This is a genomic window from Rhodococcus sp. NPDC058639, assembly GCF_042717545.1.
Taxonomy (GTDB): Bacteria; Actinomycetota; Actinomycetes; order Mycobacteriales; family Mycobacteriaceae; genus Rhodococcus.
Genome location: NZ_JBHXRF010000003.1, coordinates 534,533 through 560,097, shown reverse-complemented (window position 1 = coordinate 560,097; position 25,565 = coordinate 534,533). Strand labels below are relative to the sequence as shown.

Here is a 25,565-nt window from a genome sequence, read left to right as displayed (position 1 = left end):
ACCGAGTGCAGCGTGTAGCTGTTGAGCGGTCCACCGAAGAACGAGTGGCCACCGGTGACGGACGGCACCGTGTCGCGCGGGAGACCAAGGTGCTCGACGAGCAGTTTGGGTACCACGGGGAAGCAGCTGTATGCGTCGACGATGTCGAAGTCGCCGGGCCGAAGGTCGGTGGCCTCGAGGGTGCGGCGCAGGGAATCCGCGAGCGCGGCGGAGCGGCCGAGTTCTGCCCGGGCGAGGACGTCCGGGGTCTCCGTGGCTCCGGCGCCACCCCACACGTAGAGCAGATGGTCGTCGGCGACGCCGAGTTCCCGGGCCGTCGCGAGCGAGGTGACGACCACGGCGGCTGCCTGGTCGACGAACGGCATCGCGTTGCACAGCAGTGGGTACGGGTCGGTGACCATGCGGTTGCCGGGTCCGGCAGTGCGGATGTCGTCGGCGGTGCGCAGGGTGGGGTTCCAGGCAGCCGGGTTGTTGCCGGCGATCTCCGAGAACGCCGCGTACAGCTCGGCGGACCAGTCGATCGACTGCTCGCGGGTGTGGCCCAATTCGTGACTGAGCCGGTTCTCGAAGAGCGGGTAGACCCGGGTCGGAGCGATCATTCCGGCCCGCTGCATGGCGGGGCTGCCGAGGTCGTCGGGATCGAATGCGGGCGGGCCGCCGGGAGCGGTCGTCCAGCCGAGCGATGCCGGATCGGTGCCCTTCTTGAAGGCGTTGGTCACCGAGGCCTGGGCCTCGCCGCCAACGAGCAACGCGACGCTGCTCGTGCCGTGCGCGATGTCGTGCGCGATGCGATCGAGCAGTGCCGCCGGCCAGTGCCCGCCGATGGGGGTCGTGGACGTGTGGACGGCTCGTGCGCCGAGTCGCTCGCCGAGAAGGCCGGGCAGATCGTCGTAGGACCAGCTTGCGGTCTTGATGGCCCGGATGGTGTCGATGCGCGAGACCAGATCGTCGCGATCGACACCGGTGTCGGTCAGCGCGGACGCGGTGGCCTCATGAATGAGGTCGAGCGGTTCGCGTGGGTCGGCGGGCGAACCGGCGCGGCCGGAGCGCAGGTCGCCGACGCCGATCACGACGGGAACCCGGGTGGGGTCTGTCATGGCGTTCCTTCGAGTACTTCGTCGGGGAGGGACGCCCACAGCCTAATACGGACTGTTTCAGTCTGTAAATGTGGACCCGGTCTGGCACACTCGGGTGGTGACCGATGTAGCAGCCCCGCGCCGCCGCGGGCGGCCCCGCGACGCCGACCTCGAGGACCGAGTGTTCGACGCGGTACTGGAGGTGTACTCGGAGACGAGCTGGCGCGGCTTCACCCTCGATGCCGTGGGCCGGCGGGCGCGGGTGGGCAGAGCCGCGCTGTACCGCCGCTGGGAAAGCAAGGACGACCTGCTCGTCCAGGCGCTCGAGGCACGCAGCCCCCTTCCGGTGCCCATCGACACCGGCGATCTGCGCTCGGATCTCGTCGAGCTCGCGCGCCAGCTGCTGCAGGGCTATCGCACCACGCCCGGATTGGTCAGCCTTCGCGTCGCGCTCGATGCCCGGGTGAATCCGGAGTTGCTCGCGCGCTTGACGCACACCCTCAACAAGAGCCGTCTGCTCGCGGCGCGCACCATCGTGCACCGGGCCGTCGAGCGCGGCGATCTGCCGACGGACACGTCGGCGACGTTGCTTCTCGAATTGGTGACCGGTGCCGTCCTGAGTCACGCGCTGTTCGCCCTGACGACCCCCGAGCCGGCGGAGGACGACGCGTACGCCGAGTTGGTCGTCGAGACCACCGTTCGCGGACTTCGTCCTCCGCCGTGATCCGGGGCCCGGTGCTGTGACCGAACCGCAATCGAGCCGGTCTCCGAGTCTCCGAATTGCACGCCCGCCGAGACATTTCGGGACTAGCCTTGGAGCGGTACCTGCAGGTACATGGTGACGGGAGGCCCGTGATGGATCTGGCGGCGGTGGCGGCGATCGAGCGCTTGAAATACCGCTACCTGCGAGCGCTGGATACCAAGTCGTGGACCGAACTGTCCGACACCCTGATGCCCGACGCCACCGCGGTGTACGGCGAGCATCTCAGTTTCGAGTCGCGTGACGCATTTCTGGGCTTCCTCGAGAACACGCTCGGCACCCGCATGGTGACCGAACATCACTGCAGTCATCCCGAGATCGAAATCGGACCCGACGGGACCACCGCAACGGGCGTGTGGCTTCTGGCCGACACCATCATGGTGCCCGAGGACGGAATGATGATGCGGGGGTCGGCGCACTACTTCGATCGCTACATCCTGGGCGCCGACGGGAATTGGCGCATCTGCCACACCGGTTACGAACGTAACTGGGAGACGGTGACTTTCTTGTCCGACCTCCCGAACTTCCGGCTGACCACCAACCGGTGGGCGATGCTGACGAATCAGCCCCGAGCCTCGTGAGCGGCCGAGGAAGTGTTCCCAATCGTCCAAGACGAGTGAGCCGCCGGCGCGAAGACTGGGGTCATGACAAACACATCGGAAAAGGGAGATCATCCGGAGATGCCGACCAACCCTGACGACGACTTTCCCGCCGCCGGCGCTCTCCCGTACCTCACCGTCTCCCGAGCGCGTGACGCAATCGACTGGTACACCGGAGTTTTCGGCGCCTCGCTCGTCGGCGACCCGGTGGTGATGGAGGACGGGCGGATCGGTCACGCCGAGCTGAGCTTTCCGACGGGGATGGTGTACCTCGCCGAGGAGTTTCCCGAGATGGGATTGACCGCGCCCCAGGCCGGCGCCACCTCGGTGAGTTTGATGCTCCCGGTCGGCGATGCCGACGCCGTTCTCGCTCGCGCCCGCACCGCCGGAGGGTCGGTGGAACGCTGGATCAACGAAAGCCACGGTCATCGCAACGCGACCCTGCTCGACCCGTTCGGTCACCGGTGGATGCTGGCGGGTCCGCTCACCGGCGACGCGGCCACGGGAGAAGACTGACGTCGTCGCCCCGTGACTCGAGCCGTGACCCGACCTCGGGCCGTTACGCTTCCCGGGTGGACGAGATCCCGCACCGCGAGCAGTACCCCGACGTCCGCGCCTGGGTCAGGGCGATCCCGGTGTTCGCCACGCAGCCACCGCCGGAGCGTCCGGTAACCCCACGACCCCAGGATCTGTTCCTGCAGTGGCTGACGGACGCCGTGGACGCCGGCATTTCGGAGCCGCATGCGACGACGCTGTCGACCGTCGACGAGGACGGGTTGCCCGATGCGCGGATCCTGCTGCTCAAGGATGTCACCGCGGACGGTTGGTGGTTCTCGGGCGACGACCGGTCCCCGAAGGGGCGCCACCTGCGCGCGACGGCCGCTGCGGCACTGACGTTCTACTGGTGTGAGCACGGCCGTCAGGTCAGGGTGCGGGGGTCGGTCCGTTCCGGCGGTTCCGAGGTGTGTGGCCGCGACTTCGTCGAACGGTCCCCGCTGGCTCGCGCGGTTGCGTCGACCGGTCTGCAGAGCGAGGTGCTCGACGACCCCCGCGACTACGACCGTGTGGTGAGTGAGCGGCTCGAGGCGCTGGACGCCGACCCGGCGTGGGTGTCGCCCCACTGGAGAGCGTGGTGTCTCGAGGCCACCACCGTCGAGTTCTGGCAGGCGGACCCGGGCCGCCGGCATCGGCGGCTGCGCTACCGCCGGGACGGGGCGACGTGGACGTACGAACAGCTGTATCCGTAGAGCGGGAACCGGCCCGGGCATACCGCGATACGGGCGGACGACCGGTAGGCTCCGGCCCGTGAACGACTCCTTCATCCGCACACGCGTCGCCAATGGTGTCGGCGAGGTGCAGCTCGACCGGGCGGTTGCACTCAACGCGCTCGACCGGTCGATGATCCGCGACATGTATGCACCGCTGGAGGCATGGCGCGACGATCCAGAGATCACGGCCGTCCTGGTCACCAGCCTGTCCGATCGCGCGTTCTGTGCGGGGGGTGACATCAAGCCGGTGCGGGAGGCGGCGGTGCAGGGCGACGCCGACACCGTCCGCGGCTATTTTTCGGACGAGTACCGGCTCGACCGGCTCGTCGCTACCTACCCCAAGCCCTACCTGGCGCTGCTCGACGGCGTGACCATGGGTGGGGGACTGGGGATCTCGGTGCACGGAGCAGTGCGCATCGCGACCGAGAAGTCGACCTTCGCGATGCCGGAGACGGCCATCGGTTTCATTCCCGACGTCGGTTCCAGCCACTTCCTTCCCCGGCTGCGCGGAACCACGGCGCGTTGCGACGCTGTCGGCATGTACCTGGGTACCACCGGTGTGCGGATCGACGCGGGTGACGCACTCGCGGTCGGACTCGCGACACACTATGTGCCGAGCGCACGTATCGACGAACTGGCCGACCGGATCAGAGCGGGACACTGGCAGGACGCGCTCGACGAGTACGTCGAACCGGCCCCCGAATCGGATTTGGCGCGGCGTTTCACCGACATCGAGGCGGTCTTCGGTGACGGGACCGTGCTGGACATGCTGGCCCGTCTCTCCGACGACCCCGATATCGACACCGTCTGGGCGGAGAAGACACGCGACGCGCTGACGGCGTTGTCGCCGACGAGTGTCTGGGTCACCGCGGAACTGTTGCGGCGAGGTGCCGAAAGCACCTTGGAGGAGTGCTTCACCCGTGAACTCGGGGTAGCGGTGAAGATCGCCCTCACGCCCGACTTCGCGGAGGGAGTTCGCTCCGTGCTCGTCGACAAGGACCGTAATCCGCAGTGGTCGCCCGCCACGCTCGGGGACGTCGATCAGGCGTCGATCGCGGCGTTGCTGGACAACTGACCGGCGTTCCGGCAGCGCGCGCGTCGTGCCGCGCCGCCGGGGAACCGGTCAGCGTGCGTGACGCTGCGGAGTCTGCAGGTCCACCACGATGGTCTGACCGCCGAGGGTCACGTGGAGTTCGGGCTTCTCGAGCCCGCCGGCGACCAGGTACTCGCCGAGCAGGGTGAGCAGTTCGTCGTTGTCCGAGATCGGGTCGCCCTGGCCACCGGAGGTTCCCAGTTCGTTCTGGGCGAGCCGGGCTGCGATCCGGACCGAGGCCACACCCATCGAGTTCCGCCGGGACGGAGTCGGCGCGGTGACGGAGGACGTCGCGGTGGTGGTGCGGGCACCGTCGGTTGCGGTTCCCGCACCGTTGACCGTGCCGTTCGTGCTGGTGCTGCTCACCAGGGTCGTCCCTTCGTCGAAGATGCCGGCGTCCACCCCGCCGGCCGGGTCGCGGTCGATCGCGCGCTCGCTCTCGGTGTTCGCTCCGGACGCACCCGGAGCGGACTTCCCCGCCGAGTCCGGCCGGACCGTGCCCGTGAGCGGAGTGCTGCTGGGCAGAGGGGTGCTCGGCAACGGGTAGACGAAGGTTCCCGACCGTTTCGGTCCTCCGGACCGTGCGGTTGCGTCCCCCGGCGTACCGGACGGCAGTCCGTCCCCAGCCGAGGCCGGTGCGTCGTCGCTCATCGTTGCTCCTGATTCCACCCGATACGTCGGATCGACGGAAGGGAAAGTATCAGTAAAGTCCGCAGGTTGCACTCACCGGGTGCGTCCGCCGGGATTCCGTCAGTCGGCCGCGGCGACGAGCGGTTCGAGCGTGAGGTCCGGGTGTTCCTTCTGGATGTACTGCAGACGCCACTTGTCGCTCACGAGTGCGAGCAGCACACCGTCGGACCGCGTGAACACCTCGACCCCGCGCTGCCGGTTGAGCTCGTCTTCCGATGCGGTGTCCGTCCGCCGCGCGAGCGCGTAACCCAGCGGCTCGATCTTCGGGTCCACGTTGTACTCGGCCTTCATCCGGGCCGCGACGACCTCGAACTGCATCGGACCGACTGCCGCCATCACCGGCGAGGCGTCACCGCGGATGTCGTTGCGCAGAATCTGCACGACACCTTCGGAGTCGAGTTGATCGACCGCCTTGCGGAACTGCTTGTACTTCGACGCGCTCTCGGCGCGCAGGATCGCGAAATGCTCGGGGGCGAACGACGGAATCGGCGGGAACTCCACCTTCTTGTCCACGTACAACGTGTGGCCCGGCGCGAGCGCGGTCGCGTTGACCAGACCCACCACGTCCCCGGGGTAGGCGTTCTCCACCGTGGTGCGTTCACGCCCGAAGACGGTGAGCGCGTACTTCGTGGCGAACGGCTTCCCGGTCTGGGCGTGCGTGACCACCATGCCGCGTTCGAAGACACCGGAGACGATCCGCATGAAGGCGAGCCGGTCGCGGTGCGCGGTGTCCATACCGGCCTGGACCTTGAACACCACCGCGCTGAACGGATCGTCGACGTTGCGCGGGTTGCCGTCGATGTCGATCCGGGCGCGCGGCGGCGGTGCGAGCGACACCAGCGTGTCGAGAATCTGCCGGACACCGAAGTTGAGCATCGCCGACGCGAAGATCACCGGGGACGTCTGTCCGGCGAGGAACATCTCCTGGTCGTGGTCCTGACCGCTCGCCGAGAGAAGTTCGGATTCCTCTGCGGCTTCGGTCCAGATATCGCCCTCGCGCTCGGACGCCTGGTTCACCGACAGGTGCTCTTCGGGTGCGATCTTCGCGCCACCCGCGGTACGGGTGAACTTGATGTACTCGGTGGCGGTGCCGTCCTCGCCGCGACGCAGCAACCCACGGAAATCACCGGCGATACCGACCGGCCAGAACAGGGGAGTGGGGGTCAGGCCGATGCGCTCGTCGATCTCGTCGAGCAATTCGAGCGGTGCGCGACCGGGCCGGTCCCACTTGTTGATGACGGTGATCACGGGGATGCCGCGGTGACGACACACCTGGAACAGTTTGAGGGTCTGCGGCTCGAGGCCCTTCGCGGCGTCGATGAGCATCACGGCCGCGTCGACAGCCGTGAGCACGCGATAGGTGTCCTCCGAGAAATCGGAGTGACCGGGCGTATCGACGAGATTGATGACGTTGACCGTCTCGCTTCCGTCGTCGCCGCGAGCCGACTCGGAGGAGGTGTAGTTGAACTGCAGTGCCGTCGAGCTGACGGAGATGCCGCGCGCCTTCTCCATCTCCATCCAGTCGGAGACGGTCGATTTGCGGCCGGCTTTTCCGTGCACGGCGCCCGCCTCGGAGATCACCTTCGCGTGCAGAGCGAGGGCCTCGGTGAGCGTGGACTTACCGGCGTCGGGGTGGGAGATGACGGCGAATGTACGGCGGCGCTGGGCCTCGGCACGTACTTCCTTCCCGGATCCGGGCTTCGGAACTCCGGTGGATTCGCTGACGGCCGAAGCGTGCGGGGTGCTCAACGCGGAAACCTCTCGAAGCGGGACTGGTGCGGCTGTCGCCGGCAACTCGTCCATGTTACTCGGCGACTCGTACGGTCGTTTCGGGCGGATTCGACTGCGCCCGTCCGGACGGTTCTGTATCAGTGCACGCGGTTCTGGGCGCCTTCGAGCCCCAGTCGCAGCACAAGTTCCACGGCGTCGGCGCCTTCTTCGCACCACACCGGCAGCTCTTTGCGTTCCGTGGTGGAGAACGGCTTGAGCACGTAGTCGGCGGGGTCCTGCCGGCCGGGAGGGCGCCCGATGCCCATCCGGACGCGCACGTAATCCTTGGTACCCAGTGCCGAGGACGTCGACCGGAGTCCGTTGTGCCCGTTCTCACCACCGCCCTGCTTGAGACGGATCGTCTCGAAGTCCAGATCGAGTTCATCGTGGATCACCACGATGTTCGACGGTTCGACCGAGAAGAACTTCGCGAGGCTCGCGACCGGGCCACCGGAGAGGTTCATGTACGTGCGGGGCTTGGCGATGATCACCTGACGACCGTCGAGGCGTGCCTGCACGATGTCGGAATTGCTGCGCTTGTGGGCACCGAACTTGCCACCGACCCGGCCTGCCAGCACGTCGGCCACCATGAAACCGATGTTGTGCCGGGTGTTTTCGTACTTCGGCCCGGGATTTCCGAGCCCGACGACGAGCGCGGTGTCCTCGCTCACGTGCAGTTCCTTCCGTGCATCTACAACGACGTGCGGCGCGCCACCCCGGAGGATGACGCGCCGCACGAGTGACTTCACAGGGAGCCGGTGAAGACTCAGGCCTCTTCTTCTGCTGCTTCTTCTGCGACGGGGGCCTCGTCGGCACTGTCTTCGCCCTCGAGATCATCGGCGGACGGAGCCTCGACGATGTTCACGATCAGCAGATCGGCGTCGTCCTGCAGGCTCGAGCCCGACGGCAGCTCGATGCCGCCGGCGAGGATCTGGGTACCGGCCTCGACGCCCTCGATGGAGACCTTGATCTCCTCGGGGAGCTTCATCGCGTCGGCCTCGATCTTGATGGTGCTGACCTCGTTCACGACCAGGGTGCCGCTGGCGGGCTCGCCCTCGAGTACGACGGGCACCTCGACGGTGACCTTCTCGCCACGCACCACGACGAGGAGGTCGGCGTGCTCGATGTAGCGGCGGATCGGGTGGACGACGACGGACTTCGTCAGCGCGAGCTGCTCGGTGCCGTCGATGTCCAGGGTCAGGATGGCATTGGTGCCGTGGGCACGCAGGACGGCGGCGAACTCACGCGAGGGGAGCGCGAGGTGCTGCGGGTCGGTGTTGTGGCCGTACAGCACGGCGGGGACCTGACCGTCGCGGCGGGCACGGCGCGCGGCGCCCTTGCCGAACTCGGTGCGGACGCTGGCTACGAGATTGTTCTCGTCGGACATGATGTAACGGCTCCTACGCTGATGGCACTTCGTGGTCGGGTGTTCTCGGCAAGTGGGCCGGCACGCGCGACAGGAGCAGGTGCTCATCAAAGCCGCGGCCGCGTCGATCACGGTGATCCGACAGATGCGGTCCACCCTCGCCGAGACAACTCGATCCACTCTACCGGATCGGCTCCTCGGACGCGAACCCGCGCAGGTGGAGACCGTTTATCGCGCTGCGAGGTCGCGGACGGCCGACAGGAACCGGTCCACGTCGGCCGGAGAGACGAAGTAGTGCGGGGAGGCCCGCACGACCGCGTCGAGACGGCGGGCCGACATGTCGAGCAGCGTCGAACTGCGGTGGCTCACCGTCACCGTCACCGACTGTTGCGCCAGCGCGTCCCGCACAGCGTCCGGTTCCCAGCCGTCCAGCGTGAACGAGACGATTCCGCTGCGCCGGTCACCGAGATCTCGCACGGTCGCTCCGGAAATGCGGTCGAGGCCGTCGCGCAGGTGCTGGGCGCGATAACCGAGCGCGTCGACCACCTCGTCGACCCCGAGACCGAGCAGGTAGTCGACGGCCGCGCCCAGTCCCAGTCGTGCGGCGACGTCGGCCTCCCACATCTCGAACCGGGTGGCGTCCGGCGCGTAGTCGAAGCGATCCGGCGCCGTCCACACCGCGCTGTGCAGATCGATCATCGCGGGTTCGAGTTGCGTGACCAGGCGCGGCCGGACATAGAGGAAGCCCGTGCCGCGCGGCCCGCGCAGCCACTTGCGGCCGGTTCCGGACAGCGCGTCGACGTCGAGTTCGGGGATCTCGACTCGCAACTGGCCGACGGACTGGCACGCGTCGAGCAGTACGAGTGCACCCACTGCGTGGGCGGCATCGGCCACCTCCCGCACCGGGTTGACCAGCCCCCCGTTGGTGGGGGCGTGCACCACGGACACCAGCCGGACACGCTCGTCGAGCATCCCGGTCAGCGCATCGAGGTCGATGCGTCCGGACGGATCGGACGGAACCACCTCCACGTGAGCTCCGGTCGTTCGTGCACGCTGCAGTGCCGCAACCGCATTCGCGGCGTATTCGGCCCGGGAGAGGAGGATTCTGTCGCCGGGCTGCAACGGCACCGCGTAGAAGAACGATGTCCACGCACGTGACGCGCTGTCCGACAGTGCGATGGATTCCGCCGGCGCGCCGAGCAGACGGCCGAGCGAGGTCTTCACCGCGTCGAGATCGCCGCGCCGCTCGTGCGCCGCGGCGTATCCGCCCACCTCGGCTTCCCGCCGCAGGTGCGACACCACCGTGTCGACCACCGGGGTGGGCGGAAGCGACGAACCCGCGCTGTCGAGGAACACGCGTTCGAAGCATCCGGGTGTGTCCCGGCGCGCCTGCTCGAGATCCAGCATCGGCACATCCCCTCCCGCCCGTCGGCGTGGTCCTCCCGGACAGTATCCCGCCGCGCCGGAATCCAACCGGGTTGCCACCCGGGCGGAGGCGATCTCCCCGCGTTGCGTGCCGACGCGCGTTAGTCTCGTTCGCAGACCTTGTCAGGCAGCCGTGGGGGGTGAATCGAGTGGTGATGTCGATCAATTTTCCGGTATCGCACGCTCGGGCTGGACTCGGCACACGCGGGGCTGCGGAAAAGCACGTCCGGGAGGTGAGCTTCCGTGCCGGTCCACCACGACTGATCGGCGTCGAACTCGAGTGGCTCACGGCGCGTGCCGACATCACGGCCGCGCGCCCGCAACTGTCCTCCCTCGTCGACGCGCTCGGCTCCCATGCGCCCCGGACGGTCCTGCCGCCGTCGTCGGAGAGACCGCTCCCGTCGGGCAGTGTGGTGAGCCTCGAGCCCGGTGGCCAGGTGGAACTGTCGAGCGCGCCCTGCACCTCCGCGCGTCAGGTATGCGATCGGCTCAGCGCCGACGCGAGGATGCTCCGCGCGCTGCTCGCGCGGCGTTCGGTGACGATGCTCGACGGCGCCTCCGACGCGATCCGGCCCCCGCAGCGGCTGCTTCACACTCCCCGGTACGGGGCGATGGAAATGCGCTACGACCGGACCGGGCCGATGGGCCGGCTCATGATGAACAACACCGCCGCTGTGCAGGTCAGTGTCGATGCCGGTGAGAACGACGACGACATCGACCGCCGCTGGACGCTGCTGCACGCCATGGGCCCGGCGATGATCGCCGCGTTCGCGTGCTCGCCGATCATGCGAGGCGCTCCGGACGGCGAGTGGGTGTCGCAACGGATGCGCGCGTGGCTGGCACTCGACCCCGAGCTCACCGATGTTCCTGACCCGGCCGGCTATCCGGCGTGGGTGATCGACGCGCCGTTGACGTGCGTACGTTCGGGCGAACCGGAATGGCATGCCCCACAGGGCGCGACGTTCGCCGACTGGCTCGACGGACGTCTCGACGCCGAAATCGGCCGCCGCCCCACCGTCGGCGATCTCGATTACCACATGACCACGCTGTTCCCTCCGGTGCGGCCACGCGGACACCTCGAGGTTCGGTACATCGATGCCCAGCCCGGTGACCTGTGGCAGGTGCCCGTGGCCGCCATCGAGGCGCTGCTCAGTACACCGGCGGTGACGAGGGAAGCCACTGCCGTCGCGGCTCCGGTTCGGGAGATGTGGAGCGAGGCAGCACGAGTCGGGCTCGGGGCGGTCGAACTGCGGGCCGCGGCAGCAGGACTGTTGTCGCTCGCCGCGGAATCCTCGCGCGACATGCGTTTCACCAGCGCTCTCGATGCCGCCGCAGCCCGATGCCTGCGGGGGCGTGCGCCGGAGGTGACCGGGCGGTGACGGCCGCGCGTACCCGGCTCCGGCAGCACCTGGAGCGTGCGCGCGCCCGGACGAGATTCCTGACCGATCTCCCCGACTCCGAACTCACCACGCAACACTCGCCGTTGATGAGCCCGCTGGTCTGGGATCTCGTGCACATCGCCAACCAGGAAGAGCGGTGGCTCGTGCGGGAGGTCGGAGGCCGGCCGCCGCTGCGAAGCGGTATCGACGACCTGTACGACGCGTTCCTGCATCCCCGCGCGACACGGCCCGAGTTGCCGCTGCTCGGCCCGGACGAAGCGCGTCGTTACGTCGACGAGGTCCGTGCCGCCACCTGGGATGCGCTGGACCAGGGGAGTTTCGATTCCGAACTCACGCGTGACGGATTCGTTTTCGCCATGGTCGCGCAGCACGAGCAGCAGCACAACGAGACGATGCTCGCCACCCACCAATTGCGTGAGGGGCCACCGTTGCTCGAGGCCCCGGAGGCGCCGCGGCGGGGAACGCCACCGGAGCAGAGCCGGGTTCTCGTGCCTGCCGGCGAGGTCGAGATCGGGACGTCGAGCGATCCGTGGGCGCTGGACAACGAACAGCCCGCGCACCGCGTCCACGTGCCCGCGTTCTCGATCGACACCGTGCCGGTGTCCAACCGGCGCTACCTCGAATTCGTCGAGGACTGCGGGTACCGGCGACCCGAACTCTGGTCCGAGCCCGGATGGAAGCACCGCTGTGACGCCGAGCTCGAGGCGCCCCGCTTCTGGACCTACGATCCTGCGGGCCGGCGTGCACGGCGGTCGTTCGGACGGATCGTGGAACTGCACCCGGACGAACCGGTGGTGCACGTGTGTTTCTACGAAGCCGAGGCGTTCGCCCGCTGGGCGGGTGGGCGGCTGCCGACCGAGTTCGAGTGGGAGAAGGCAGCGCGGTGGGATCCCGCCACCGGCCGCAGCCGCGCATACCCGTGGGGCGACGAGGAGCCCGGCCCCCAGCATGCGAACCTCGGACAGTGTCACCTCGGCCCGGCCGTGGTGGGCGCATATCCGGCGGGGACGTCACCGCTCGGCGTTCACCAGCTCATCGGGGACGTGTGGGAGTGGACCTCCTCACCGTTCGAGCCGTACCCGGGCTTCCGGGCCTTCCCGTACCGGGAGTACTCGGAAGTGTTCTTCGGGAACGACTATCGGGTACTGCGCGGCGGTTCGTTCGGAACCGACTCGGTCGCGTGCCGGGGAACCTTCCGCAACTGGGATCTTCCTATCCGCCGCCAGATCTTCGCGGGTTTCCGCCTCGCATACAGCCCGGCCGGTGCCGGGGAGTCGAATGTGTAGACACCTGGGCTATCTCGGACCGGCCACCGGAGCTGCGGAGCTTCTCCATCGCGGCCCCCACTCCCTGATTCGCCAGTCGTTCGCGCCCCGCGACATGCGTGGGGGCGGCACCATCAATGCCGACGGTTTCGGGGTGGGCTGGTGGCGCGACGACGGAACTTTCGGCCGGTACCGGTCGGCCTCACCGATCTGGTCGGATCCTTTTGTGGGAGAGGGGCTGTCGGGCATACGCGGCGGAGCCCTGATGGTCGCGCTGCGATCGGCTACGGAAGGTATGCCGGTGGAACGGTCCGCGGCGGCACCGTTCGGCGACGCGCGCTGGGGGTTCAGTCTCAACGGGGCGGTCCGAGGATGGCCCGGATCCCTCGCCGCTCTCGCGTCCACACTGCCCGTCGAAGACTTGCTGCAACTCGATGCGCCGACCGACTCCGCGGCCCTGTGGATGCTGTTGCGCCACCGGCTCCGGTCCGGGACACCCGACATCGCTGTGATGTCCCTTGTGCGCGACATCGTCGGTGCCGCTCCGGAATCCCGGCTGAACCTGTTGTTGTGCAACGGGTCCGAGATGTGGGCGACGGCGTGGTACCACTCGTTGTGGACACTTGTGGACGAAGACGTCGCCATCGTGGCCTCGGAACCGTACGACGACGACCCGCGCTGGCAGCCGGTGCCCGACCGCCATCTCGTCCATGCGATACCCGGAAAGCTCATCGTCTCCCCGCTGGAGGTCAAGGCTCCATGACAGTCGACGTCTATCTCGAACCCGAAGAATTCGACGAGAAGCTCCGCGCCGATGCCTACCGAGGGTTGACGTCGACCCCGAAATATCTCTCGCCCACGTGGCTGTACGACGCGCGGGGCAGCAAACTCTTCGAAGAGATCACGCGGCTCCCCGAGTACTACCCGACCCGCACCGAATTCGGGTTGTTGCGACAGTACGCGGGTGAGATCGCCGACTCGGCGCGCCCGGAGATGCTCGTCGAACTGGGGTCGGGCTCATCGGAGAAGACCCGCGTGCTGCTCGATGCGCTCGAACCGTACATCCACACCTACGTACCCCAGGACGTCTCGGAGCCGGCTCTGCGCACCGCGGTGGCACAGCTGTCGGTGGAGTACCCACGGCTGTCGGTACACGGCGTGGTGGGTGACTTCACCGAATCGCTCGAACGTCTTCCCTCGGGAGGCCGCCGGATGGTGGCCTTCCTCGGGGGCACGATCGGCAACCTGGTGCCCGAGGAACGCGCCGCGTTCCTCTCCGGACTCGCGTCGATCCTCGACCGTGACGAGTGGCTTCTGCTCGGGGCGGGACTCGTGGTGGATCCGGAGGTGCTCATCCCCGCGTACGACGATGCTGCCGGAGTCACCGCGGAGTTCGACCGGAACGTGCTGCGGGTGCTCAACAACCGTCTGGGTGCCGATTTCGACCCGGATCGTTTCGCCCATCGTGCCGTGTGGGACCCGGACAACGAGTGGATCGAGATGCGCCTCGAGGCGACGGAGACGATGACGGTGTCGGTGCCGGGACTCGATCTCGAAGTGTCGCTGGAGAAGGGTGAGCAGATCCGCACCGAGATCTCGGCGAAGTTCCGGCTGGACGGCCTCGGGGCGGAACTCGACCAGGCCGGGTTCGTGGTGCACCGGGAATGGATCGACCGCGACGGCCGGTTCGTCGTGCTGGGTGCCGCCCGCCGCTGATCGGTTGGACACCCACGTGCGGCGGGAGGGATTGTGGTGGGTATGCCCTCGGAGTCCCGTCCCACGCTGACCACCCCCGTGCTGTTGCTCATGGCGGTGGCGACGGGGCTGTGCGTCGGCGGCAACTACTTCAACCAGCCCTTGCTCGAGTCGATCGCGACCGCGCTGGGCACGTCGCACTCGGCGGCGGCCGCGACGGTCACTGTCGCGCAGGTCGCCTACGCGCTGGGGCTGATCTTCCTGGTGCCGCTCGGCGATGTGTTCCCGCAGCGGCGGCTCGCCGTGATGCTCATGCTGGCGGCCGCGGCCGGCCAGGGAATCAGCGGTTTCGCACCCGGCATCGGTGTGCTCATGGTGGGGACCGCCATGGCGGGGTTGTTCTCCGTCGCTGCCCAGGTCCTCGTGCCGTTCGCGGCTACGCTCGCGACCCCCGAGAAGCGCGGCGCTGCGGTGGGCACCGTGATGAGCGGCCTGCTGGTGGGCATCCTGCTCGCGCGGAGTGTCTCCGGGATGCTCGCCGAAGTCGGCGGCTGGTCCACCGTGTACCGCATCGGCGCAGTCCTCACCGCGGCAGTCGCGCTCGCTCTGTGGCGCGTCCTGCCGGCGACGATGCCGACGGCACGCCAAGGCTACGGTGCGACACTGCGGTCGCTCGGCACGCTGGTGTTCGAGCACCCACGGCTGCGCACGCGTGCCCTGTTGGGTGGGCTCAGCTTTGCCTCGATCAGCGCGATGTTCTCGACGATGGCATTCCTGTTGTCCGGTCCGGAGCACGGGCTCGGAGAACTCGAGATCGGTCTCGTCGGACTTGCCGGGGTGGTCGGCGCTGTCGCAGCCTCCGTGGTCGGGCGGCTCGTCGACCGGGGCCTCGGCGCTCTGACGACCGCGGCCGGGATCGCGGTGCTCGTCATGTCGTGGGCGGCGCTTGCGGCGGGTTCGGTATCCCTGGTGTGGTTCGTGGTCGGGATGGTCACGATCGACCTTGCCGTGAGCATGGTGCACATCACCAACCAGAACATCGTCTACGCGCTCGATCCGGATGCGCGCTCGCGGCTCAACTCGGTGTACATGACGACGTACTTCGTCGGCGCGGCGTCGGGATCGGCCCTGGGGGCCGTAGCCTGGTCGTCCGGCGGATGGACGGCGGTGTGCCTGCTCGGTGTCGGCCTTTCGCTGTGTACCGCCACGGTATGGATAGTCGACATCCGGGTCGCCGCGAAGGGGAACCGGACCGGAGCCGATTCCGCGGTCACGACTCCCGGTCGAGGGGGAGCAGCCGGAGTTCGCGGGCGCGCCCGATAGCTTCGGTGCGCGAGTGCGCCCCGAGCTTGCGATAGGCGCTGCGCAACTGGGTCTTGACCGTATTGGCGGAGACGAACAACTTCTTGGCGATCTCGGCGTGCGTCGAGCCGCGAGCGAGGAGGACCAGAACGTCGGTTTCGCGCGGCGACAATTCCGCGCGCGGCACCGTTTCCGCAAATACTGCGTCGACCGGCCCTCCGGGTACCGCGATGCCGCTCAGCTCCTCCAACCGGGTCACGGTACGCGCCGGCACCGTGGTGAACGCGCGCCGGTTCCCGAGAGTCCGTGCAAGAGTGCAGGCGCGCTGCCAGTCGCGCACGGCGTCCGCATGATCCTCCATGTGGAGGTGGCACGCCGCTGCGATGAGCAGTGCTTCGAGATGTGCGCGAGGAAAACCGCATTCCGGCCACGGCACGTGGCGGAGTTTCGTCAGCGCGGCATCGGGATGACCGGTCAGAAGTTCCATCCGCGCGCAGGGGACGATCAGCACGGGGTGGCCCGCGGAGTCCTCCTCGGCGCGCACGAGGGCGAGGTTGCCGTTACCCAGAGCCAGTTGCAGATCCACCTCCGCCGCGCCGAGGAGCACCCGGGAGAGTGAGCCGGGCCCGTGGCGGTCGCGATGCGACGTGATCAGCTGGTGTACACCGGTCAATCCGTCGTACGGATTGCCCACGGCGAGAGCGTGGTACGCCCGGCAGTAGGCGATGAACCCCCACAGTTCCTCCGACTCGCGCGGGGTTCCGAGCAGATCGAGCGCGTGACTCGCGGCGTCCAGGTCGAGCGAGTCGAGGTGGAGCAACACCGTCGCTGCCCGGCCGCCCACGCGGACCATCGGGCCCCAGTGCCCCTCGGTGGGTTCGGCGCGCTGTTCGATGTCCAGCCATTCGCGAGCACGCGGATTGTCGCCCGTCACCGCCCAGTTCAAAGCGGAACTGCCCGCCGCGTTCTGGACCGCAAAGGTGATTCCCGACGCGTGCGCACCCCGATAGGCGCGGCGGAAGGCGGGGGTCGACCGGTCCAGCAGTCCCGCGAGCTGGAGAGTGGTCGCCCATTGCATGCGGAGCACCGGAAGGTACGGTGCGATGGCGTCGGGCTGGTGCTCGAGGATGGAATCGACCAGCGGCTCGAAGTTCAATGTCCGCCTCGCCGCTTCGTCGACCCGGCCTCCCACCCGCAGCGCCAGCGTCTGCACGGTCCCGACGAACAACGCCTGAGGAGCCTCCTTCGTCCTGCCGAGTTCACGGAGATCGGCGGGGTCGGACGGCAGCGACGAGTGCAGGATGGCGTGCTCGTCGAGCATCTGACTGAACAGCGCCCGTCCCGCGAGAATCGAGGGGTATTCGTCGAGTGTCGTCACCGGAAGGCGGCGCAGGATTCTCACGAGTGAACCGAAGTGCTTGTCCACCATGGTGACCCATGACGAGAAGACGATTTCCTTCGCCATCTCCCAGTCTTGGGCTTCGACGGCGTAGGTTGCAGCCTCGACCGGATTCTCGTCGCCTCGATGCCGCCTGGCCAACTCCACCAGCAGCGCGTCGACGTGTCCCGGTCGTGCCGTACGGGAAATCTCGAGGACTGCGGAGCGGACCGCGTCGGTCCACCGCCAGACGCCGCTGGGCCGGGACACGACGAGCAGGCCCCGCATCGTCATGACGTTCAGCACCGTCGTGGGATCCGGATGCCGGGTGAGTTCGACGGCGGTCGTCGCGTCGGTGCTGCGCGCTGCCGCGATCGACAGCGCGAAATTACGTGACTCGTCGTCCAATTCGGAGAGACGTGCCTCGGCGTAGCGCTTGATCATGTGGGCCAGACGCGGGTCCGGTGCGCCGTCGGAGTCGACCAGTCGCCGGGGTGCGGCGTGGACAAGGGTGACGGACGCGGCGAGATGGGCGGGGACGCCACCCAACGCACGGTGGAGGGCATGGCACTCGGCGTCGGTGCGTGCCACACCCGCCTTTCGGAACAACTTCGACGTCTCGGCCGGCGCGAACGCCATCTGCTCGGTCGGAATGTAGGTGCAGTCGATCCCCTGCTCGGTGGCGCCGGAAAGGTCGGTGTCCGTGGTCCCCGGCGAACACACGATGACATCGAGGGAGGGACATCGGTTCAGCAGTTCGTAGACGCAGGGCAGCGTGGTCGCGGGATCGAAGACGCCGGCAAGGACCAGGAGAGCCGGCCTCTCGCACGCCCGGAACGACTGCACGACCCGGGTGAACGGGTCGGCTCCCGCCTCATCCGGATCGGAGGCGTGCGGGAACGCATCGTCGCCGTGTTCCCTCAGAGTCTCGAGGACGGCCGTCCACGTCGCGTGGTGCCCCGGGTTCGCGCGGTTGGGAGGGACCCACACCACCGTCCGCCCCTCGGCGCCGCCACCGTGAAGCCAGGACGCGACGAGGGTGCGCTTGCCGAAACCGGGAGGCGCATCGAGCACCGTCAGAGGCGAACCGCGGTCGAGTGCGGCGAACAACCGGGGTCGTGCGAGAGCACAGGTGAGAGCACGCCACTGTGGTACGCCGACGCGACCGGCGGCGGGGATGCTCACGCAAGCTCCTTCGAGGATTGCCTGGCTGGATGCCGAGGCTGCGAACGAGACCCCCGACACGCCTGATCGGTAAAGACTACCTGGTCGGATGTGGGAAATACCCTGTGAATTGCGACGATCAGCCGGATGCCGAAAGGGCGCGCAGCGATTCGAGGAGTTCGGTGCGGAAAAACGAGACAAAGCCGTCGGGGTCGGGTCCGGCATTCATGAACACGAGATGGTCGTACCCGGCGTCGGCATGAGTGCGTGCGAGGTCGAGGTAGGCCTCGGGCTCGCTGCCGCATACGAAGTTCTCTAGCATGTCTTCGCGCCGCACGGTCTCGGTGGCCGCGGCGAAGTTCACCGGATTGGGAAGTTCGCTCATCACCTTCCATCCTGTGACACCCCACCGGTTGGTGCGCAGCGCCGCATCTGCGGCGTCGTCCGCATTCGGTGCCCAGGCCACCGACATCTCCGCGTAGCGTGGCCCGGTTCCGCCGGCGCTCCGATACGTCTCGACCAGCTCGGACGACGGTTCGGTTGTGAAGAGCCCGTCCCCGTACTCGGCGGCCAGGCGTGCAGCGTCGGGTCCGCCCGCGGCGACCACGATGTCGGGCAATACTTCCGGGAGGTCGAAGACGCGTGCCTCGTCGAGCTGGAGGTACTCACCGTCGTAGCTGTGATATCCGCCCGACCACAGCAGCCGGATGATCTCCAGCGACTCCCGGAACATCACCTGGCGATGTCGTATGGACGGGTACTCCAGGCCCACGACATGTTCGTTGAGACGTTCACCCGAGCCCACGCCGAGACTGAACCGGCCGTCGGACAGCAGGGAGACCGTCGCGGCGGCCTGCGCGATGATCGCCGGGTGGTACCGGATGGTCGGGCACGTCACGCCGGTGGCGAGCCCGACGGTGTCGGTGCGTGCTGCGATCGCACCGAGCACCGACCATGCGAACGGCGAGTGCCCCTGCACGTCGAGCCATGGATGGTAGTGGTCGCTGATCTCGACGAAATCGAAACCCGCGGCTTCCGCGGCGACTGCCTGCCGTACCAATTCGCCGGGACCGAAGGCTTCGGAGGCGAGTTTGTACCCGAACTTCATGCGCACTCCTCATAGGAACGGATGGGGGACTTACTGCGGGTACCCGAGAGGCGGACCCGGAAACGGCGCGCGGCACCGCGCGCGTCGTCTGGCGCCGTTGGCAGCGGAACTCGCCGATCTCGCGCTGACGTGACCGGTCACGTGCGGGTCGTGAGCAGGAACGTCAGATAGACACCGTAGGACGCGATGAACAGTGCACCCTCGGCGCGCGACAGCCGCCGGCCCGTGAGAAACGCAGGGATGCACAGAAATGCGACCGCAGCCATCAGCGGCAGGTCGACACGGACGATCTCGTCGGGCACCGCCACACCGCCGGGGGTCGCCAGCACGGTCGCGCCCAGAATGAACACGATGTTGTAGACGCTGGAACCGAGAAGGTTGCCGATCGCGATGTCGCGCTCGTTGCGAATCGTGGACACGATCGTGGTCACCAGTTCCGGTGCGGACGTACCGATCGCGACGACGGTCAATCCGATCACCGTGTCCGAGACGCCCAGCGCCTGGGCAGACGCGACCGCGGCGTCGACGAGGATTTCCGCACCGAGTACGACGATGGCGATCCCGCCGAGCAGCATCGCCACCTCGGTGAGGGTTGCGCCGAGCCGCCAGGGGACGGGGTCGGGGGAGAACTCGTCGGCGTACTCGAGGCGGACGGCGGCGGCTTCGGCTCGGCCGGCGCGGATCACGAGGACGGTATAGAGCAGCCCGAACGCGATGAGACCGGCACCTTCGAGCGGTGTGATCCGGCCGTCCGCGGACGTCGCCCACAGCAGGAGCGCGGCTGCGGTGATGGCCGGAAGGTCGATGCGGAGCGTCTGTGTGCCCAGGTGGATCGTGCGGACGAGCGCACTGAGTCCCAGGATCAGCAGCAGGTTGACGATGTTGGTGCCGACGATGGTGCCGAGCGCGAGACCAGAGTTTCCCGTTGCGGCGGATTCGAGTCCCACCGCGAGTTCGGGTGCGCTCGTGCCGAGGGCCACGACAGTCACCCCGATCACGATCGGAGTGATGCCGAGCCGGGCTGCGAGTCGGGAACCACCGCGCACCAGCACCTCGGCCCCGACCACGAGAACGACCAGGCCGGTGACGAGACCGAGGACAGAATTCATCGGCCGAAGGGTAACGCGCAGACGGGCGGGTGGCTTCCTGTCCGCACTCGGATTACTTCGACGTCGCGCTCAGGCGAGCCTTCTCCAGCGCGGCGAGAGTGCGCAGGACGGTGGCCTTCTGCTTCTCGAGATCGCTGCGACGGGCTCGGGCGGCAAGACCGCTCTGCTCGGCGACGCGCGCGAGTTGCGCGTCGATCGACGTGAGCTGGTCGAGCAACGCGAGAGCACGGGTCTGAATCTCGTCGATATCGACCGCACCGCTTTTGACGGGGGCCGGCGCCTTCGCCGACGAGGACGCGGGACGGGCGCTGGAAGCGGACGACGACGAGGACGCGGAGGCGCGCTTGGTGGCAGGCTTGCCCTCGGCGACGACGGCGGCCGCACGTGGCCGCAGCGCCTTCCTGACAAGCTCGGGATCGGGCTGGTGTTCGAGCCGGATCTCGTTGAGCACGCGACGGGAATCGCGGGCACCGACGCGATGCTCGTATTCCTCGTCGTCATCCGACTGGAGCGTTCCCCCGATAGGGCGCAGACCGTACATGCCCATGAAACGACGGGCTTCCTCGATCACCGATTCGTGGTGTCGGCAAGTCGCGCATCGGGGTTCGTTGCGATATTCCTCGACCGAATCGGTGTCTCCACACCAGACGCATGCCCCGGGGGACCACCGTCGCGAGGTTCGGATTGTCGCGTTTTCGGTGGGGGCCTCGAGAGTCTGCGCGTCGATCACGAGGAGCAACTTTAGGTCAGGACCTCACCGGTGCGGCACCCCGGTCCGGCGCGACCTGCAACGGAGCCCACCGGAAGTGACGAAGATCATCACGCTCCAGGTTTAAAGGCAAACCATTGCGGCACACTGCAATTCCATACCAGGTGGTCTGCAGGTCAAGAAGCGGTCGCCGAGGTCAGCCACTCCACCAGCGGCCGGAACGCTCGCCAGGAGTTGCGCACCTCGTCGAGGGTGCGCGTGCTGTCGATCCACGGAGGAGAGACGTCGCTGCGTCCGGCGTTCAGTGACCGGTGCCGCAGCAGGTCGAGACGCGGATGATCGGGGTCCACGCCACGCGGTCGCGTCTTCAGCGTCGAACCACCGATCTCGTAGCCGCCGCGCCGCAGTCGCCGGACAATCGCGCCGAGTTCGGTTCCACGTCGTTCGTCGTCGACGGCTTTGCGGTACGCCGCCACCTGTGCGGGCGTCCCCGAATAGAACCCACCGGCGACCGTCAGGCCCGCCGCGTCGATCTGGACGTAGTAGCCGACACCCGGGCCGGTCGCGACGAAGCCGCCCTGATGGGTCTTGTACGGGGTCTTGTCGTTGCTGAACCGGACGTCCCGGTACGGCCGGAAAACCTTGCCCGGCCCGAACTCCTGCTCGAGATCGGCGAGCAGGGCAAGCATCGGGCCGCGCACGCAGTCGTCGTAGACGGCCTTGTGCGCGGCCCAGAACGGTTTGCTGTTGTCGGCCTCGAGATCCTCGTAGAAGTCGAGAGCCGCGGTCGGGAAACCGGTGAACATCGAGGAGTGCCTTTCGGTCCGTGCGGCCCGGCAGTCACCACCTCGTGGTGCAGGTTCTAGGCGACGCCGTTGAACAGCGAAGTCACCGAACCGTTCTCGAACACCTCGCGGATGGTCTGTGCCAGCAGCGGCGCGATCGTCAGCACGGTCAGCGTGTCGAACTGCTTCTCCGGCGGGATGGGCAGCGTGTTGGTGACGATGACTTCCTTGGCACCGCACGCCGCGAGGCGCTCGGCGGCCGGGTCGGAGAGTACACCGTGGGTCGCGGCGATGATGACGTCGCCGGCACCGGCCTCCTTGAGGACGCGGACCGCTCCGGCGATGGTGCCACCGGTGTCGATCATGTCGTCGATCAGGATGCAGGTCCGGCCCTCCACGTCACCGACCACGCGGTTCGACTTGACCTGGTTCGGGACGAGCGGGTCGCGGGTCTTGTGAATGAACGCGAGCGGTGCGCCGCCGAGGGTGTCGGCCCACTTCTCGGCGACCCGGACGCGACCGGAGTCGGGGGAGACGACCGCGATGTTGTCGACGCCGTACTTGCCGCGGATGTACTCCGCCAGCTGGCCCTGCGCATGCATGTGATCGACGGGGCCGTCGAAGAAGCCCTGGATCTGGTCGGTGTGCAGGTCGACGGTGATGATGCGGTCCGCACCCGCGGTCTTGAGCAGATCCGCGATCAGACGAGCCGAGATGGGCTCACGTCCGCGGTGCTTCTTGTCCTGCCGCGCGTACGGGTAGAAGGGCAGGATCGCGGTGATGCGCTTGGCGGAACCGCGCTTGAGGGCGTCGATCATGATGAGCTGTTCCATGACCCACTGGTTGAGCGGGAACGGGTGGCTCTGGAGTACGAAGGCGTCCGAGCCTCGCACCGACTCGTCGAACCGGACGAAGATCTCGCCGTTGGCGAAGTCACGTGCCGTCTGCGGGGTGAGTGGTACACCCAGTTCCTTGGCGACCTGCTCGGCCAACTCGGGATGCGCCCGGCCGGCGAAGAGCATCAAGTTCTTCTGGTTGTCGATCCAATTGGTCACTGGTCCTGGCCGTCCTTTTGCCGATCGTGGTCGTGCTGCTGCTGTGCTCTCGATGCTGCCTCGGCAGCGGCGGTTCCGGCGCGGTTTCGCTGGACCCACCCGTCAATATTGCGCTGTGGCGCGCCCGACACTGCCAGCGCCCCCGGTGGGACGTCGCGGCGGAGCACCGTTCCGGCACCGGTGTAGGCACCGTCGCCCACCGTCACCGGGGCCACGAACATGGTGTCCGAGCCGGTCCGTACGTGGGATCCGACCACGGTGCGGTACTTCTCGACGCCGTCGTAGTTGACGAACACACTCGACGCGCCGATGTTGGAGTGCTCGCCGATCTCCGCATCCCCGACGTACGTCAGGTGCGGCACCTTGGAATGGGAACCGATCTGGGCGTTCTTCGTCTCGACGAATGCGCCGAGCTTGCCGTTCGCACCCAGTTCGGTGCCCGGACGCAGGTAGGTGAACGGTCCCACGGTCGCCCCGGCGCCGATCACCGAGCCGGTCCCGTGGGTACGGATGACAGACGCACCGGCACCGACCTGCACGTCGGTGAGCGTCGTGTCCGGTCCGATGACCGCGTCCTCTGCGATCACGGTGCGGCCGTGCAACTGGACGCCGGGATGGAGGGTGACATCCGTGCCGAGCACGACGTCGATGTCGATCCAGGTGGACGCCGGATCCACGACGGTCACTCCGTCGCGCATCCACCGCGTGAGGACCCGGCGGTTCAGCTCGGCGGTCAGCGCTGCGAGCTGGACCCGGTCGTTCACTCCGGCGACCTGGACCGAATCCTCGGTGTGCAGTCCGCGTACCGCGAGACCCTCGCTGTGGGCGATCTCGACCACGTCGGTCAGGTACAGCTCGCCCTGGGCGTTGTCCGTGTCGAGCCTGCCGAGCGCCGACCGCAGACGGGCCGCGTCGAACGCGTACACGCCGGTGTTCACCTCGACGATGGCCCGCTGGCGGAGGGTGGCATCTTTCTCTTCGACGATCGCCGCGACATCACCGTCGGTGGTCCGCACGATGCGTCCGTAGCCGGTGGGGTCGGGCACGGTGGTCGTGAGGACCGTGACCGCGGCGGATTCCGGTTCTGTGTGCGTCTCGAGCAACTCGCGCAGCGTCTCGGGCGAGAGCAGGGGTACATCGGCGGCGGTGACCAGCACTGTCCCGGCGAAGTCGGCGGGCAGTTCGGCGAGTCCGCATGCGACCGCATGGCCGGTTCCGCGCTGCTCTTCCTGCACCGCGATGCGCACCTCGCGACCCGTGTCCTCGGCAAACTCGGCCACTGCGGCGCCGACCCGGTCGCGTTCGTGCCCGATCACGGTGACGAGATGTCCGGGCTCCAGTGCGCTCGCCGCCTGGAGGGAATGAGCGAGCATCGAGCGCCCGCCGAGACTGTGCAGAACCTTCGGGGTCTTCGACCGCATCCGGGTTCCTGCTCCGGCTGCCAGGACAATGATCGCGGTCTGCACCTGCATGTAGCTCCCTCGACAAGGTCTGCATACGCACGGAATTGCCGCGTGCGCACGGGAGCGCGACGGCTCCCCGAAAACGGTCCCCGCTCCGCCGCCAGGACTCGAACCTGAACTATCTGAACCAAAATCAGAGGTGCTGCCGATTACACCACGGCGGACTGCCACACCCCCGGCGCGCGGGGCACTCCGGGCATGCGTCCCTGATCCTCGCACGGGAGGCGTCCGGCGTCGAACGTGGGGGGTGATCTGCTCGTTGTCGATAGTCTGGGCGGCGACCGACCCAGAGTGATGCCCCGACGTGGTGCGTCGGAAAGGACGAACCGTGTCGCGATCGTCGCAGGACCGCACCGAGCGGACCAGTCGGAAAGGCGCCGAGCGCGCGCCCCGGATCCGGATGACCGGAACGCAGCGCCGCGAGCAACTCATCGAGATCGGACGGGCGTTGTTCGCCGAGCGCGGTTACGACGGCGCGTCGATCGAAGAGATCGCGCAGCGGGCCCAGGTGTCCAAGCCTGTCGTGTACGAGCACTTCGGCGGTAAGGAAGGGCTCTACGCGGTGGTGGTGGACCGCGAGATGACGGTGCTGATGTCGATGGTGACCGAGAGCCTGACCCGGAACCGCTCACGAGTGCGGGTCGAGCGTGCTGCCCTCGCGCTGCTCACCTATATCGAGGAGCGCACCGACGGGTTCCGCATCCTTGTGCGTGACTCGCCGGTCGCCGCGGAGGAAGGCACCTACTCGAGTCTCCTCAACGAGGCGATGCGCCAGGTCGGCCAGTTGCTCGCCGGCGACTTCTCGCGGCGAGGACTCAATCCGGAACTCGCGCCTCTGTACGCGCAGGCACTGGTCGGGATGGTCGCCACGACGGCGACCTGGTGGCTCGACGAACGGACGCCGTCGAAGGAAGTTGTCGCGGCCCACCTCGTCAACCTGTGCTGGAACGGGCTGACCCGTCTGGAAGCAGACCCGGCGCTCGGAAACGAGCACATCGGCTCGTAGTCGTTCTGTTTCGAGGTGCTGCAACGCATCGTCAACAGGATAATCGGTGTTACGGTTGTCTTCACAGGAGTGCACGACC

24 protein-coding genes and 1 tRNA gene are annotated in these 25,565 nt (G+C 67.8%); 11 read left to right on the top strand and 14 right to left on the bottom strand.

Annotated features, from left to right (window positions below; genetic code table 11):
- Window positions 1-1,097 (bottom strand): acetyl-CoA acetyltransferase (locus tag ACFWU2_RS08335; protein WP_378603737.1); only part of this gene is annotated, 1,097 nt, incomplete at its 3' end.
- Window positions 1,098-1,194: 97 nt separating this feature from the next.
- Between ACFWU2_RS08335 and ACFWU2_RS08330 the strand changes: the two genes are divergently transcribed.
- From ACFWU2_RS08330 to ACFWU2_RS08310, 5 genes are all read left to right on the top strand, one after another.
- Window positions 1,195-1,800, top strand: a complete 606-nt coding sequence (locus tag ACFWU2_RS08330; RefSeq protein ID WP_378603735.1) for a TetR/AcrR family transcriptional regulator — start codon at window positions 1,195-1,197, stop codon at window positions 1,798-1,800.
- A 131-nt stretch (window positions 1,801-1,931) separates the two neighbouring features.
- Window positions 1,932-2,417 carry a nuclear transport factor 2 family protein gene (locus ACFWU2_RS08325; protein WP_378603798.1) on the top strand — a complete coding sequence of 162 codons (486 nt, stop codon included), beginning with the start codon at window positions 1,932-1,934 and terminating at the stop codon, window positions 2,415-2,417.
- Between the two features lie 63 nt (window positions 2,418-2,480).
- Entirely contained in the window at window positions 2,481-2,951 is a 471-nt protein-coding gene (locus tag ACFWU2_RS08320; RefSeq protein ID WP_378603733.1) for a VOC family protein, read from the top strand.
- Window positions 2,952-3,007: 56 nt separating this feature from the next.
- A complete protein-coding gene (locus ACFWU2_RS08315) occupies window positions 3,008-3,682 on the top strand; it encodes a pyridoxal 5'-phosphate synthase (protein ID WP_378603731.1) in 675 nt (224 codons plus the stop codon).
- A 58-nt stretch (window positions 3,683-3,740) separates the two neighbouring features.
- A complete protein-coding gene (locus tag ACFWU2_RS08310; RefSeq protein WP_378603728.1) occupies window positions 3,741-4,778 on the top strand; it encodes an enoyl-CoA hydratase/isomerase family protein in 1,038 nt (345 codons plus the stop codon).
- 48 nt (window positions 4,779-4,826) lie between these two features.
- On the opposite strand, the gene ACFWU2_RS08305 is transcribed toward ACFWU2_RS08310, so the two are convergent.
- The 5 genes from ACFWU2_RS08305 to ACFWU2_RS08285 all read right to left on the bottom strand — a co-directional run bounded on the left by ACFWU2_RS08305 (window position 4,827) and on the right by ACFWU2_RS08285 (window position 10,029).
- On the bottom strand, window positions 4,827-5,447 hold the full coding sequence (locus ACFWU2_RS08305) for a hypothetical protein (RefSeq protein WP_378603725.1): 621 nt from the start codon (window positions 5,445-5,447) through the stop codon (window positions 4,827-4,829).
- A 99-nt stretch (window positions 5,448-5,546) separates the two neighbouring features.
- The gene (locus ACFWU2_RS08300) at window positions 5,547-7,235 is read right to left on the bottom strand and encodes a peptide chain release factor 3 (RefSeq protein ID WP_378603722.1); all 1,689 of its coding nucleotides are present in this window, start codon (window positions 7,233-7,235) and stop codon (window positions 5,547-5,549) included.
- Between the two features lie 119 nt (window positions 7,236-7,354).
- Window positions 7,355-7,927, bottom strand: coding sequence for an aminoacyl-tRNA hydrolase (gene pth / locus ACFWU2_RS08295; RefSeq protein WP_378603719.1), 573 nt, complete (start codon window positions 7,925-7,927; stop codon window positions 7,355-7,357).
- 95 nt (window positions 7,928-8,022) lie between these two features.
- On the bottom strand, window positions 8,023-8,643 hold the full coding sequence (locus ACFWU2_RS08290; RefSeq protein WP_378603716.1) for a 50S ribosomal protein L25/general stress protein Ctc: 621 nt from the start codon (window positions 8,641-8,643) through the stop codon (window positions 8,023-8,025).
- Window positions 8,644-8,850: 207 nt separating this feature from the next.
- Window positions 8,851-10,029 carry an aminotransferase class V-fold PLP-dependent enzyme gene (locus ACFWU2_RS08285; protein ID WP_378603796.1) on the bottom strand — a complete coding sequence of 393 codons (1,179 nt, stop codon included), beginning with the start codon at window positions 10,027-10,029 and terminating at the stop codon, window positions 8,851-8,853.
- A 173-nt stretch (window positions 10,030-10,202) separates the two neighbouring features.
- On the opposite strand from ACFWU2_RS08285, the gene egtA reads away from it, so the two are divergent.
- Genes egtA through ACFWU2_RS08260 form a run of 5 tightly spaced genes read left to right on the top strand, consistent with a single transcriptional unit; the run spans window position 10,203 to window position 15,730 of the window.
- On the top strand, window positions 10,203-11,426 hold the full coding sequence (egtA, locus tag ACFWU2_RS08280; RefSeq protein WP_378603714.1) for an ergothioneine biosynthesis glutamate--cysteine ligase EgtA: 1,224 nt from the start codon (window positions 10,203-10,205) through the stop codon (window positions 11,424-11,426).
- Window positions 11,387-12,733 (top strand): ergothioneine biosynthesis protein EgtB, encoded by a 1,347-nt coding sequence (egtB, locus tag ACFWU2_RS08275; protein WP_378603711.1) that lies wholly within the window; start codon window positions 11,387-11,389, stop codon window positions 12,731-12,733. Before egtA ends, egtB begins: the two co-directional genes overlap by 40 nt.
- Complete coding sequence (gene egtC / locus ACFWU2_RS08270) at window positions 12,726-13,475, top strand: ergothioneine biosynthesis protein EgtC (protein WP_378603708.1); 750 nt, start codon at window positions 12,726-12,728, stop codon at window positions 13,473-13,475. Before egtB ends, egtC begins: the two co-directional genes overlap by 8 nt.
- Window positions 13,472-14,428, top strand: a complete 957-nt coding sequence (gene egtD / locus ACFWU2_RS08265; RefSeq protein WP_378603706.1) for an L-histidine N(alpha)-methyltransferase — start codon at window positions 13,472-13,474, stop codon at window positions 14,426-14,428. The genes egtC and egtD overlap by 4 nt, the downstream gene beginning before the upstream one ends.
- Before the next feature lie 42 nt (window positions 14,429-14,470).
- Window positions 14,471-15,730 carry an MFS transporter gene (locus tag ACFWU2_RS08260; RefSeq protein ID WP_378603704.1) on the top strand — a complete coding sequence of 420 codons (1,260 nt, stop codon included), beginning with the start codon at window positions 14,471-14,473 and terminating at the stop codon, window positions 15,728-15,730.
- On the opposite strand, the gene ACFWU2_RS08255 is transcribed toward ACFWU2_RS08260, so the two are convergent.
- The 8 genes from ACFWU2_RS08255 to ACFWU2_RS08220 form a co-directional block, all read right to left on the bottom strand.
- A complete protein-coding gene (locus tag ACFWU2_RS08255) occupies window positions 15,678-18,272 on the bottom strand; it encodes a LuxR C-terminal-related transcriptional regulator (protein WP_378603702.1) in 2,595 nt (864 codons plus the stop codon). The genes ACFWU2_RS08260 and ACFWU2_RS08255 overlap by 53 nt on opposite strands.
- Window positions 18,273-18,390: 118 nt before the next feature.
- A complete protein-coding gene (locus tag ACFWU2_RS08250) occupies window positions 18,391-19,359 on the bottom strand; it encodes a TIGR03557 family F420-dependent LLM class oxidoreductase (protein WP_378603699.1) in 969 nt (322 codons plus the stop codon).
- A 137-nt stretch (window positions 19,360-19,496) separates the two neighbouring features.
- Entirely contained in the window at window positions 19,497-20,468 is a 972-nt protein-coding gene (locus ACFWU2_RS08245) for a calcium/sodium antiporter (protein ID WP_378603696.1), read from the bottom strand.
- Window positions 20,469-20,520: 52 nt separating this feature from the next.
- Window positions 20,521-21,198 carry a hypothetical protein gene (locus ACFWU2_RS08240; protein WP_378603693.1) on the bottom strand — a complete coding sequence of 226 codons (678 nt, stop codon included), beginning with the start codon at window positions 21,196-21,198 and terminating at the stop codon, window positions 20,521-20,523.
- Between the two features lie 155 nt (window positions 21,199-21,353).
- Window positions 21,354-21,983: a DUF2461 domain-containing protein gene (locus tag ACFWU2_RS08235; protein WP_378603690.1), complete on the bottom strand. Its 630-nt coding sequence runs from the start codon at window positions 21,981-21,983 to the stop codon at window positions 21,354-21,356.
- A 56-nt stretch (window positions 21,984-22,039) separates the two neighbouring features.
- Window positions 22,040-23,017 (bottom strand): ribose-phosphate diphosphokinase, encoded by a 978-nt coding sequence (locus ACFWU2_RS08230; protein WP_378603687.1) that lies wholly within the window; start codon window positions 23,015-23,017, stop codon window positions 22,040-22,042.
- Window positions 23,014-24,489, bottom strand: a complete 1,476-nt coding sequence (gene glmU / locus ACFWU2_RS08225; protein ID WP_378603684.1) for a bifunctional UDP-N-acetylglucosamine diphosphorylase/glucosamine-1-phosphate N-acetyltransferase GlmU — start codon at window positions 24,487-24,489, stop codon at window positions 23,014-23,016. The genes ACFWU2_RS08230 and glmU overlap by 4 nt, the downstream gene beginning before the upstream one ends.
- Window positions 24,490-24,572: 83 nt before the next feature.
- Window positions 24,573-24,644, bottom strand: a tRNA-Gln gene (locus ACFWU2_RS08220).
- 236 nt (window positions 24,645-24,880) lie between these two features.
- On the opposite strand from ACFWU2_RS08220, the gene ACFWU2_RS08215 reads away from it, so the two are divergent.
- On the top strand, window positions 24,881-25,486 hold the full coding sequence (locus ACFWU2_RS08215; RefSeq protein ID WP_378603793.1) for a TetR/AcrR family transcriptional regulator: 606 nt from the start codon (window positions 24,881-24,883) through the stop codon (window positions 25,484-25,486).
- Window positions 25,487-25,565 lie beyond the last annotated feature (79 nt).